Below are 12,581 nucleotides of genomic sequence, written 5' to 3' on the forward strand. Positions count from 1 at the left end.
AGAACCTTAATCTACCGTATTTTTGAATGAAAATCTGTATTAACGAGAAAAAAACTAACGTTAGTGAGCCAGTGCTTTCATCATTAGAGAGGCCTTTCATAATGGCTCAATAAAGCTGGTTTGCCTTTCGATAGCGCCCTTGGTAGTCAAAAATTCTTTGGCTGATCTTCCAAATATGATTGATTTTACGTGCGATGACAAAATCAGGTGCTGGGTATTGATGTTGATATTTAACTATATTAGATAGATCTATATAAGCTGATTGCTTTTGGTTAAGTGAGCGTCTAACAAAATGCTGATTAAAGTCTTCCAGTGCTTGAGGGTTGGATAAATACAGTGTTTCGCTTAGGGTGTCTCCATGCTCGTCGTGGTACGTGATTTTCAGTCCCCCTTTGTGTTCGGTAAAAGTGATTCCCGAACAACGCAGCACCTTTGCATCTTTTAAACTTAAAGCGCGCTTGAGAAGATCATCTGGATCTATCAAGGTTCCCTGACAAGTATGGCAAGTTCTTGCAGCAATATCATTCTCCGCATTGCAGTGCGGACATTCTTTAAATTTGAATCGAAAGTCACATTGATGCGATCCACCGTCATTCGTTTCCATTAAGCCCTGGCAGCGCCGACCAAAGTGATCAAGCACCTGGCCAGTGGTGTCTTTGTGGCCCCAGAAGGTGTTGGCAAATCCACAGCTCGGACAGAAAACCTGGACCAACTCTGAATCGCTATCGGGTTTAGGCGTGCCAACTTCCGGTTGATAGAGGTCAAATCCATTCCCAGCATAGTCCACTACTAAGCAGTTTTCCTTGCCGGGAAATAAACGTAATCCCCGCCCAACCATTTGTTGATAGAGGCTGACAGATTGAGTGGGGCGTAAAAGGGCGATCAAATCGATATGGGGAGCATCAAACCCTGTCGTTAAGACAGAAACATTCACTAAAAACGTCAATTGCTGTGCTTTAAATAATTCTATGATCTTATCCCGTTCATCGCTCGCCGTCTCGCCAGTGATGAGACCCGTGGTGGAAGAGGGTAAGTATCCCGTGATTTCTTGTGCGTGCTTGACCGTGGCGGCAAAAATCATCACACCTAAGCGGTTTTGACTGAGCGTTTGAATCTCTTCGCAGATGCTCTTGGTGACACGACGGTACCTTTTTAGCAAATGATTCGCAGCTCGTTCGTTGTATTCACCTGAGGAGGAAGGCTCTAGTGAGGAGAAGTCATACCCTGCAATCGCCGCATCAATTTTTATCGGTGGCGTGAGGTAGCCACGTTTAATCATCAACGCCAGTGGTTGCTCAAAAATACATTTATCAAAAATGGCTGAATCTGTGTCTCTAAAAAAGCCTCGATAGTCCTCTTTATATATCCAGCCTTGCCCAAGTCGGTAAGGAGTGGCCGTCAGTCCTAAGAGCTTTAGCTGCGGATTGAAGCCGCGTAGATGGTTGATTATCGTTTGATACTGACTGTCTGGGTCAAGGCTGACACGGTGGCACTCATCAATAATCACCAGCGAAAAATGATCCTTAAAATGCTCAAGGTTTCTGGCTAAGGATTGCACACTGGCAAAAACAATCTGTTGTTGATGATCTTTTGAACCTAAGCCTGCGGAAAAAATACCCGCTTGAATGCCTAAGGCTAAAAGCTTTGCATGGTTTTGTTCAACGAGCTCCTTCACATGAGTGATAACAAGAATACGATGCTTTGCCAAACGGGCGAGCTCGGCAATCACTAGACTTTTACCCGCTCCCGTGGGCAGTACTATGACAGCAGATTTTGATGATTGGCGAAAATGTTTTAAAGTCGACTCAACGGCGCGTTGTTGATAGTCTCGCAATGTTACTTTCTGAACCAACACAAAAATGCTCCTAACCTGGCCTGAAAGGGCTCAATTGAATTTATTCATAGGAATACTATGCTGCATATTATTAAAGCGGATTATCATAATACCTTACACGCAGGGTTTATAGTTGAACTGATGGACGACTATGCACAAGATGAAATGGGTGGCGGTGAGGCGCTAACGGATTTCGTTAAGGAGAACTTGGTCAAGGAAATGCAGAAGCGTAGTTATCTTCATACGTTCATAGCACTTGAGTCCTCGCACCCCATAGGCTTAATTAACTTGGTTGAAGGTTTTTCGACATTTTCTGCGAAACCCTTGTTGAATATCCATGATGTTATTGTAAAAGAAGGGTATCGTGGACAAGGTGTTTCAAGGAAGCTGTTTGAAGCTTCTGATGAGTTTGCAAGAGGGATGGGGTGTTGCAAATTAACGCTTGAAGTCTTGGAAAAAAATGAAGCTGCCCAGCGGGCGTATCGTGCGTTTGGCTATGAACCCTATCGTTTAGATGATCAGTTTGGAATTGCACAGTTCTGGCACAAAAAGCTGTAATAATTGTTTCTGTCTTTTCTGTATTTTGGTAATCTAATCACCTGAAAAGCATAAGTCTAAACAAGCTTAGAGTGTGGTTCTCTGGTTTTGCGTAATGATGCGTTTACTTAGGCTGTGTAAGTGAATTGTAACTTAGCACAGCCCATGGAAACGCGATTCTTAACAATGCTAAGAGTTTAGAAAGTCATCGCTTAGGTAAAGCTCGTTGTTGTGATTGACTGAAACTCCACGTTTAATGATGTCTTGAGCGATTTGTTGAGCTTCCTCTAATGAGTGCATTTCATAGGTGCCGCATTGGTATTCGTTCAGTTCAGGTATATCCTCCTTGGACTCGACGCTAATAACGTCTTGCATCGCAGCTAGCCAGGCATTAGCCACTTGTTGTTCGCTAGGAGAGCCAATTAAACTCATGTAAAAGCCAGTGCGGCAACCCATTGGAGAAATATCGATAATTTCGACGTTATCACTGTTAAGATGATCGCGCATAAAGCCAGCAAAAAGGTGTTCTAAAGTGTGTATGCCCCTTTCAGATAGCATTTCGCGGTTCGGAATGCAGAAGCGCAAATCAAATACCGTAATTATATCGCCAGAAGGGGTTTGCATGTTTTTTGCGACACGTACAGCAGGTGCATGCATACGAGTGTGGTCAACGCGAAAGCTATCAAGTAACGGCATTGGATGGTTCCTGTTTTGAAAAATTCAGATCTCTTTAGAAGTACCTATAGTTTAGTCTATACGAGATTTTTAGGTAACCCGATGCATTTTAATCTCTGGAAGATCACATCTCGATTTTTGCGTAATCCTTTTATTGCTGTTGTGCTGTTGATTGCTTTTAATGCATGTCAATTGCATGCGAGCGCTGACTTCGCATCGAGTGTTTTGAATCGCCATAGTGCGCCAATGCTTCTGATTGATCCTGAGAATGGTCAAATTGTGGATGCTAATCAATCTGCTTCAAACTTCTATGGCTATTCACTCGATACTATAAAAAACTACACAATTCAAGATTTGAATGTTTTGGATGATGATGCCATTCGGCAAGAAATAGCGCGTGCTGCTTCAGAGCAGCGCAATTATTTCGTTTTTTATCATCGGCTTTCCGATCAATCCATTCGAGCGGTTGAAGTCTACTCCTCGCCCGTTGACCTTGAGAGTAAAACATACTTGCTGTCGATTGTGCTGGATGTGACGGAAAAATCCATCCCTGAGCGGGTATTTACCGATCATAAGGAAACACTCGAGCGTTTAGTGCAGGAGCGGACTGAACAACTTGAAACCAGCCAAAGTGTTCAAAAAAGTATTATTTGGCTTGCTTTGTTTTTTCAATCGTTAGTCATATTGGGTTTGTATTTGAGCATACGTCGTCGACAAGATGCTGAAAATCAATTGCAAAAATTGACTATGGCGGTAGAACAGAGCCCAGACAGCATTGTGATTACCGACTTGAAGGGCAATATAGAATACGTTAACTCGGCTTTTGAAGAGAAAAGTGGCTACACCTTTCGTGAAACTGTTGGACAGAATCCGCGCTTTTTGCATTCGGGGAAAACGGATACACATATCTATAAAGATATGTGGGAAACACTTATTGATGGCCGTATTTGGCGAGGTGAGTTTGTTAATCAACGCAAAAATGGTACTGAGTATACCGAACTTGCAACCATCGCTCCGGTAAGAGATAAAGCAGGTGTTGTGATCAATTACTTAGCGATTAAGCGTGATATTACCGAGCAAAAAATGGCTGATGAGAAAATCTATCAGCTGGCTTTCTTTGATAGCCTGACAGGCTTAGCCAATCGTAGTTTACTCTTTGAGCGCTTGTCGCAAGCCTTGACGTCGACGGCTCGCTTGCAACATCAAGAGGCTTTACTGCTCATTAACATCGATCGATTTAAGATGATTAATGATGCTCATGGCATAGGCTTTGGTGATGAGCTTTTAAAAGTCGTTAGTTTACGGTTGGTTAATCTTCTTCGAGTTGGCGATACTATAGCGCGAACAGCAGGTGATGAGTTTGCTGTAATGCTTCCGGATATTAATCAACAAGCGGGTCGTGCAAGTCGACATGCACTTGTGGTCGCTGAAAAAATACATGCAGCACTGCGCGCAACTTTCGATGTGCAGGGAGAGGCGTTTACCATTACCGTGAGTATTGGCATTACCACTTTTCCTGATGACCAAGACACCCTTTCAGGGACTGTTTTTAGACGTGCAGAAACGGCTTTGCATCGTGCTAAATCCAGCGGTGGAAATCAGACGGCTTTCTTTGAAACCAGTATGGGGGAAGCCGCTTCAAGTAGTTTTAGAACTGAGCAGGAACTTCGCTCAGGTATTCAGAACAATGAGTTATGTTTGTATTTACAGCCGCAATTTAATTACAAACATCAAATTGAAGCGGCAGAGGTTTTAGTGCGTTGGCAGCATCCTTCTCGAGGATTGTTGTATCCAGGTGCTTTTATCCCAATCGCAGAAGAATCGGATTTGATTGTTGATCTAGGTAAGTGGGTATTCAAGGAATCTTGCCGTCTCATGGTGTCAGAGTATTCAAATGGGCGTGGGTTGCCCCTCTCCATTAATATTAGCCCTAAGCACTTCACGAAAAGTAACTTTGTTGAATGGATTGACCATATTGTGAACGAAACAGGTGTTGACCCTAATTGGGTCGTACTTGAAATTACAGAGAATCTCTTTATAAAAGATTTCGACACAGTTGTTGTCAACATGCAGGCTCTCGTGGAGCGAGGTTTTCGTTTCTCTATCGATGATTTTGGAACCGGGTACTCATCGCTGGTGTATCTGAAACGCTTGCCGATTCATGAGTTAAAAATTGATAAAACTTTTGTGCAAGAAGCTCCGTTTAATCGCAGCGATGCGGTGCTTGTTGAAACCCTTCTGTCGGTCGCTAAACATATGAATTTAAAAGTTGTGGCAGAAGGTGTCGAAACTCAAGCTCAAGCAGACTTTTTACAATCTAGAGCCGATATTCTCTACCAAGGGTATCTTTTCGGAAGACCAGAGCCTGCTGCTTATTGGATCGAGAAATGGCGCACTTGAGCTTAGAAGTCGACTCCTAGCCCACCTGTATCAGTGGTGGTTGTCAGCATCCAAAAAATAGAGGTTTTGGAAATTGTTAGAGATTCTTGCTTAATGTTTAGCTAATATTCATAGAGAGATACCTAGTATTCAATCAGAACTCGGTGATCAATCGAACGCACAATAAGCGTGAGTGTCTTTGAGCTTTAGCTTTTATGGCCACTTAAGTGTGATCCAAGGAGAGTTGTGGATGATATTTCAATGCCAGCTATTTGATCGGTGTAGCGAAACAATATGATAAAAACAACACCAACATTGCTTGTAGTAGAAGATTCACGCCCAGTACGCTTACTCTTAACCCAAGGTTTGGGACGTTCTGGTTACCGTGTGCTTGAAGCGGCGGATGGTCAAAAAGGCGTTGAATTGTTCATCTCGGAAAAGCCCGATTTGGTTTTGATGGATGTGAATATGCCGATCATGGATGGATTTGATGCTTGCAGAAATATTCGCCTCTTTGAAGAAGATACAGTCACCCCCATTTTAATGCTGACGGGTTCTGATGATCTTCATTCGATTCAGACGGCCTTTGAGGTGGGCGCTAATGACTTTATAACTAAACCCATTAATTTACCCTTACTTGAGCAGCGTATACGTTATGCGCTTCGCGATGCTGACAGGGAGCAAGCTCTGCGCAAAGCAAAAGGTTTGCAAGACAATGCAAGGGCGTTAGCGGGGCTGGGTTTTTGGGAATACAACCAAGCCCTCGGTCAATACACTTGGTCGGAAGATGCCAGTGAAATATTGCACTGGGTTAAGTCTTTGCCCGAAACCCTAGAAGCGATGGGGCAGATCGTTCATCCGAATGATCGTAAACGCTTGTTGGCCGTTTTTAACGATGCCTTGATCATGGGAAGTAAGTTTGATCTCGAAGTGCGCTCGATTAGCAAACAACAGGAGTATTTGTTAAAAATTGTTGGGCAACGGGACGGTGAGCAAAAGCGTTTAATCGGAGCTTTTCAAGATATAACAGCTCAGCGTCGTTTAGAACAGCAAGCGAATTTCTTAAATTTTCACGACTCTGTTACAGGCCTACCGAACCGTAAATTATTTCAGCGTGACTTGGAGGACGTGTTAACTCATCTGAATCACTCTGATGTTCACTTTGCTATCGTTGTGCTCGATGTGGCTCGCTTTCATCAGATACACGATGCTTACGGCTCGGAAGTCTCCGATCAACTACTGAGTTTAATGGCCAGCCAATTAAAAACCGCTATGCCGAGAGATTCATTTTTAGCACGATTGGACGGTGGCAGTTTCGCTTTGAAAATGCCCCTGAATTCTCAGTGGACTGAAGATGAAATTCATTCTGCAATAGAGAGTTGGCTAAAAGTATTGGATCGATCCTGGGTAGTGGCCGATAAAGAGGTCTTTCTGAACTTTATCGCGGGTGTTAGCTTAGTGCCGCGTCATGGCAATGATGCCAGCATTCTATTGCGCAAGGCGCATCGTGCTCATAGAGGCATTAAACCCTCCAGTAATATCAGCCTGGGGATTTACAAAGGTGAGCAAGAAGATAGTTTACAAAAGCGTTTGATGCTCGAAATGGCCTTGCGTAAAGCAATCGAGCAAGAAGAGTTTTACTTGGTGTATCAGCCACAAGTGAATTTGACTTCAGGAGAAGTTGTCGGTGTTGAAGCACTGATTCGTTGGCGGCGTCCTAGTTTCGGCGTGGTGCCACCGGATCAGTTCATTCCTGTTTTGGAAGAAATGGGCTTGATTCAGCAGCTAGGGGATTGGATTATTCAGCATGCTGCTAAGCAGCAAGTTGCTTGGAAAAAAAGTGGTGTATCGCTAAGAATGGCCATTAACTTGTCACCGGTTCAATTCGAACAAATGGATTTGCCCGATAAAATCACTCGTCTTATTTCTGAAACAGGAGCTAAATTTAGTGACATTGAGTTAGAAATAACGGAAAGCTTGGCCATGCACAGTCCAGAAACCACTATACGCATGTTAAAACGCTTACGAGAGGAAGGGTTTAAAATTGCTATAGACGATTTTGGTATTGGTTTTTCCTCTTTAGAGTATTTGCTGAGATTTCCGCTGGATACGCTCAAAATAGATCGAGCCTTTATTAAAGACATCACCCGTGGGCGCAGTGATTGCGCGATTGTTAGGGCTTTAACCTCGCTGTGTCAAGGCTTAGGTTTAACCACCATCGCAGAAGGTGTAGAGACTCAACGGCAGCGAGACTATTTAGATGCACTGGGGGCGACTGAGATACAGGGATATTTAATTTCTAAACCCCTAGAATCGAGTGAGCTTATGCAATTTGTAGCGGATTACAAACAAAATCAAAATTACCAATCGATTTGATTTGGCAGGGGTGAGTGTATGAAGGTTTGTTTTGAGCCGAGTACTGATGTAAATCAGTTAAAAGATTCGATTGATAGTTTATTGACTCAAGATCCATCTCTTGAATCATTTGTTCTGCTAAGCTGTGACGCAAATCACTGGCCAATTGATGAGGTAGACTCCATTCTTAAAGCCTCAAAAGCTCCGATTTTTGGCGGCGTTTTCCCTCAAATTATTTATGAACAATCGCATCATGAAAGAGGCTTTATTCTTATAGGTCTCCATCACGTACCTGTTTGGCAAATGGTTGATGGCTTAAGTCAGTCTGAGTCCAAGGGTATTGATATGCAAGTTGAAACCCTGTCTAGTGCCTGGGAAGCTCTTGCCGGAGACGTGACGCTGTTTGTAGTGGTTGATGGTTTAGCAAAATCAATCGCTAAATTAATCGAAAGCTTGTTTTTTAATTTTGGTTTGGTGCATAACTTTATTGGGGGAGGTGCTGGCTCTTTGAGCTTCGAACAAAAGCCCTGCGTTATTACACCAGACGGTATTAAAAAAGACTGCGCTTTAATTGTTCGTTTGCAGGCATTAAGTGGATTAGGTGTGTCCCATGGTTGGCAGCCGATCTCTGAGCCCATGAAAGTAACGCACTCTGAACAAAATCGTGTGATCTCTTTGGATTGGAAGCCCGCATTTCAGCAGTATCGGCAGATTGTAGAGGCACACAGTGGTTTAGTGTTTAATGATCAGAATTTTTTTGACATTGCCAAATCCTATCCTTTTGGAATCAGTAAACTGGATGCAGAGATGGTGGTTCGAGATCCACTAATGCTGAATGATGTCCAAGATATTGTTTGTGTTGGCGATGTACCCCAAGATGTATTTGTTAAAGTACTGACAGGAACAAAAGAGAGTTTGATAGCTGCGGCGCGAGATGCATCCAATAAAGCAAAAGTGAGCTATGAGCACGTATCTGAAAAGCCACCAGAGCTGACGTTATTCATTGATTGTATCTCGCGTGTACTGTTTCTTGGAAAAAGCATAGACGACGAACTTAATGTGGTTACCTCCGAAACGCCTGTAGTGGGTGCGCTAACGCTAGGCGAGATTGCGAATACTGGACAGGATTATCTAGAGTTCTATAATAAGACAGCTGTCGTGTGTTTGTTGTCTGAGCAATCAGATGCTTGAAAGTGACTTCAGAAAAGTTAAAAGGGTCATCTTGTGACAGCGGCAGAAGAAATTGAACTTCTTTTTGAGATTTCGTTATCGATTGGCTCTAGCTTAGACTTAAAGCCGATGTTAAAAGAAACGCTCACCACGATGCTTAGAGCACTCAATGCGAGTGCTGTGCTAGTGGAGCAAGCGATTAGAGTAGACGAAGAGGTGCTGGAATGGTCGAATTGTCTTTCCTACCCTAAACGCTTTTATCTAAGTCCTGAATGGGTGTCTATATATCGAACACTAGACCTTCCAAGAATGGCGAACCAATGCACTGAGTTTAAACAGCAGTGCCCTCTGCATATTCAGAGGGAGTCTCATCATATATACGTTTTTGCTTTAGAGCAGTTTGGCTTGCTTGCCTTGCAAAAAAACGGCACTGGCTTTTCCGAGGGTATGTTAATGTCCCTCGATAAACTCATGAATAAACTCGCTCTCTCTGCAAGAGCGTGTTTATACGATGCCGAGTTGCGCAGTCAAATCGAAACCGCAAAAAAAGCCAGTTTAGCCAAGAGTCACTTTCTAGCCAATATGAGCCACGAAATACGTACGCCGATGAATGGTATTCTAGGAATGCTGGATTTGGTGCTCGAAACTGACTTGCAGAAGGAGCAAAAAGAGCACCTTGGTCTTGCCAAAATGTCTGCTGTTCATTTATTAGAGATCATCAATCACATACTCGATATTTCTAAAATTGAAGCGGGTAAGTTGGATCTGCAGCCTGAGTCCGTCGATCTTGTTGAGTTGATCGGTCAATCGGTTAAATCAATGTTGGCAAGAGCCACCAGTCGAGGTGTGCATCTTAGTTATGATTTTGAGGAGTCCTTGCCAAGATTTGTGATGGTTGATGCCTCTCGGTTGCGTCAGATTTTAATTAATTTGCTAGGGAATGCCATTAAGTTTACCGAAAATGGGCACATTAAATTGGAAGTACTCCCTTTAAGCAAAAAGGAAGATGATCTGCCTTGGTATGTGTTTAAAGTCACGGATTCGGGAATTGGAATTCCGAAAGAAAAGCTAGAATCTATTTTCCATCCGTTTGAGCAGGTGGATGCTGCGACTAATCGCAGATATGAAGGATCGGGTTTGGGCTTGTCGATTTGTCGTCAATTGGTTGAGTTGATGCATGGAAACATTTACGCTGAAAGTGAATTGGGTCAAGGCTCTGTTTTTAGCTTTGAAATCCCGCTTCTGTTAGCCGATGAGCCAGAAGGCCTGCCAGATCTAGTAACAGACTTCAGTCAACATCGTATTTTGCTTGTGGATGATGAGCCAGTTAACATCCATGTTATCTCATCGATGTTAACTCTTTTGGGTGTTCCGTTTGATGTAGCAAGATCGGGTCCTGAAGCTTTATTTAGTGTTCAGCAGGCTCGACGAGAAGCCAATCCATACAGTCTAGTTTTGATGGATGCCATCATGCCAGGGTATGACGGCTATACGACGGCAGAGAAAATTCTATCTTTGCCAGACCACTCTTCAACACGAGTGCTTATTTTAACGTCATCTGCATTGGCAGGTGATGCGCTGCGTTGTCAAGCCTTAGGGATGTCGGGTTATTTAACAAAGCCTCTAACCCTAGTTGAGTTAAAAGGAGCTCTGCAAGAACAGTTGGGTTATGTCAATATTCAAGCTCAATCCAATCCTTTAGAACCTAATGATGGCCTGCAGGGACTTCAAATACTTTTAGCAGAGGATAATCTAGTTAATCAACGCCTAGCGATTAAGTTATTAGAGAAAAAAGGGGTCCTCGTTACACTCGCGACCAATGGTCGAGAAGCCTTTGAGTTGTATTTGTCGCAAACCTTTAATTTAGTGTTAATGGATGTGATGATGCCGGAAATGGATGGTTTGGAAGCAACGGGCTTAATTCGTGAACACGAAGCGAAAACCCATGCTGCGAACCCCCTCCCGATTATTGCAATGACGGCAAATGCAATGCAAGGTGATCGTGAACGCTGTTTTCTAGCGGGGATGCAGGGCTATGTCGCTAAACCGGTTAAACCAACAGAACTCTATTCAGAGATTATGAGAGTGTTAGCCTCAGTGCCAGATCTTGAGCGATGTGTTGCTTCAGTGCCGAATCGTGGCGATGACCGAATACTAGATGAATGGATTTCTAAAATTGACAATAAAGCACTTGATGAAGAGATCTCAGGTGCCACAATGACTGATGAAATATATGGGGGCTTAATGTCTGATGAAGTGCTTTACAACTGGGAACAAGCAGTTGAAATGATAGGTGGAGAGGATGAACTTCTTAAGTCAGTCCTTGAAATGTTTCTTGAAGAAACGCCTGAGTATATGAGTGCTATTGAGTCTGCCATTCTTACGCAAGATATGGAAAGCTTGATTCGCTCGGCACACACCATGAAAGGCCTGCTTTCGACCTTTTGTGCCGATCCTGCAACCGCAGCCGCTCAGGCTTTAGAAAAAGCGGCTAAAAGTGGCAGCGGCCTGAACGAGGCTGTTGCTGATTTTAAAGCCGCCGTGGGTCAGCTAGTTCCACAGTTACAGCAGCGAGTGAACAGCTAATTTCTCCGCAACTGCTGCACCTAAGAGTTTAGAGGTTCGGATTCACCAGAATTCTGCCTCTAACATGTCCGTTGATAATATCTTGGGCGCTGGATTCCAGCTCTTCAAGCCCTATGACTTTGTGCAGAGTTTGCTCAAGATTAGGTGGAAGGTTGGACGCTAAGGCTTGCCAAGCAGCCATACGTGTATGCGTTGGGCAACTGACAGAATCAACACCTTGTAAGCGCAGGTTACGCAGAATAAATGGCATGACCGTCGTGGGAAGTTTATAGCTTGCCGCCAGCCCACATGCGGCTACGGTCGCTCCGTACTGTGTCTCAGCCAGTATTCGGCTCAAAATATTGCCCCCCACTGTATCGACACCTCCTGCCCAACGTTGTTTCTCAAGAGGTCTGGCAGGCTCTGACATTTCATCTCGCGAAATAATGTTTGTTGCGCCAAGGGAGCGAAGATAGGCTTCCTCTTCAAGTCGACCTGTAACGGCTGTAACAGAGTAGTCTCGCTGCGCTAATAAAGAGATGGCAATACTACCGACACCGCCAGCAGCACCTGTTACGATGACAGGACCTTGCTCCGGTAATACCTTTCCATCCTCAAGTGCAGACACACATAGCATGGCGGTTAATCCTGCTGTTCCTAGCAGCATCGCATCACGTGCGGACATAGAAGAGGGGAGAGGAACTAGCCAGTCAGATTGAACTCTTTGTAATTGGCTGTAGCCGCCCCAGTATTTTTCGCCAACAGCCCAGCCCGTGCAAATGACCGAGTCGCCTTCTTTAAATCGATCTGAAGAGGACTCAATCACTCGCCCAACAAAATCAATACCTGGCACCATCGGCCAAGTCAATACGATTTTACCTGTGCCTGTTATGGCCAATCCATCTTTATAATTCAATCCAGAATAGTCAATGGCAACCAGCACATCCCCTTCGGGCAGATCTTGTCGGGAAAGTGTTTGAACGCTGCGGCTCAGTCCCGTTTCAGTTGTGTCTAAGACGAATGCTCGAAAGTGTTCTGATGACATAATCTGTTTACCTCTAATGGA

8 protein-coding genes are annotated in these 12,581 nt (G+C 43.9%); 5 read left to right on the plus strand and 3 right to left on the minus strand.

Annotation, left to right across the window (positions count from 1 at the left end; genetic code table 11):
- Positions 1-106: 106 nt before the first annotated feature.
- Positions 107-1,855: a DNA repair helicase RadD gene (gene radD / locus DN062_RS01240; RefSeq protein ID WP_239995647.1), complete on the minus strand. Its 1,749-nt coding sequence runs from the start codon at positions 1,853-1,855 to the stop codon at positions 107-109.
- 57 nt (positions 1,856-1,912) lie between these two features.
- Here radD and DN062_RS01245 point away from each other — a divergent pair, with 57 nt between their 5' ends.
- On the plus strand, positions 1,913-2,392 hold the full coding sequence (locus DN062_RS01245) for a GNAT family N-acetyltransferase (protein ID WP_112156790.1): 480 nt from the start codon (positions 1,913-1,915) through the stop codon (positions 2,390-2,392).
- Positions 2,393-2,560: 168 nt separating this feature from the next.
- Here the strand turns inward: DN062_RS01245 and luxS are convergent, their stop codons facing one another.
- Positions 2,561-3,067 carry an S-ribosylhomocysteine lyase gene (gene luxS, locus DN062_RS01250; protein ID WP_112156792.1) on the minus strand — a complete coding sequence of 169 codons (507 nt, stop codon included), beginning with the start codon at positions 3,065-3,067 and terminating at the stop codon, positions 2,561-2,563.
- Between the two features lie 81 nt (positions 3,068-3,148).
- Here luxS and DN062_RS01255 point away from each other — a divergent pair, with 81 nt between their 5' ends.
- The 4 genes from DN062_RS01255 to DN062_RS01270 all read left to right on the plus strand — a co-directional run bounded on the left by DN062_RS01255 (position 3,149) and on the right by DN062_RS01270 (position 11,536).
- Positions 3,149-5,446: an EAL domain-containing protein gene (locus DN062_RS01255; RefSeq protein ID WP_162301227.1), complete on the plus strand. Its 2,298-nt coding sequence runs from the start codon at positions 3,149-3,151 to the stop codon at positions 5,444-5,446.
- 273 nt (positions 5,447-5,719) lie between these two features.
- On the plus strand, positions 5,720-7,801 hold the full coding sequence (locus DN062_RS01260) for a two-component system response regulator (protein ID WP_112156796.1): 2,082 nt from the start codon (positions 5,720-5,722) through the stop codon (positions 7,799-7,801).
- A gap of 18 nt (positions 7,802-7,819) precedes the next feature.
- Positions 7,820-8,971 carry an FIST signal transduction protein gene (locus DN062_RS01265; protein WP_112156797.1) on the plus strand — a complete coding sequence of 384 codons (1,152 nt, stop codon included), beginning with the start codon at positions 7,820-7,822 and terminating at the stop codon, positions 8,969-8,971.
- A 33-nt stretch (positions 8,972-9,004) separates the two neighbouring features.
- On the plus strand, positions 9,005-11,536 hold the full coding sequence (locus DN062_RS01270) for a response regulator (protein WP_112156799.1): 2,532 nt from the start codon (positions 9,005-9,007) through the stop codon (positions 11,534-11,536).
- A 28-nt stretch (positions 11,537-11,564) separates the two neighbouring features.
- Here DN062_RS01270 and DN062_RS01275 read toward each other — a convergent pair whose 3' ends face one another.
- Positions 11,565-12,560, minus strand: a complete 996-nt coding sequence (locus DN062_RS01275) for an MDR family oxidoreductase (RefSeq protein ID WP_112156801.1) — start codon at positions 12,558-12,560, stop codon at positions 11,565-11,567.
- Positions 12,561-12,581 lie beyond the last annotated feature (21 nt).

The sequence above is a fragment of the Nitrincola tibetensis genome, assembly GCF_003284585.1.
GTDB lineage: Bacteria > Pseudomonadota > Gammaproteobacteria > Pseudomonadales > Balneatricaceae > Nitrincola > Nitrincola tibetensis.

What these genes read in the sequence shown, in the direction of transcription:
- DN062_RS01260 (WP_112156796.1), top strand. Translation starts at nt 5,720, where the DNA reads ATGATAAAAACAACACCAACATTGCTTGTAGTAGAAGATTCACGCCCA.
- DN062_RS01255 (WP_162301227.1), top strand. Translation starts at nt 3,149, where the DNA reads ATGCATTTTAATCTCTGGAAGATCACATCTCGATTTTTGCGTAATCCT.
- DN062_RS01245 (WP_112156790.1), top strand. Translation starts at nt 1,913, where the DNA reads ATGCTGCATATTATTAAAGCGGATTATCATAATACCTTACACGCAGGG.
- luxS (WP_112156792.1), bottom strand. Translation starts at nt 3,067, where the DNA reads ATGCCGTTACTTGATAGCTTTCGCGTTGACCACACTCGTATGCATGCA.
- DN062_RS01275 (WP_112156801.1), bottom strand. Translation starts at nt 12,560, where the DNA reads ATGTCATCAGAACACTTTCGAGCATTCGTCTTAGACACAACTGAAACG.
- DN062_RS01265 (WP_112156797.1), top strand. Translation starts at nt 7,820, where the DNA reads ATGAAGGTTTGTTTTGAGCCGAGTACTGATGTAAATCAGTTAAAAGAT.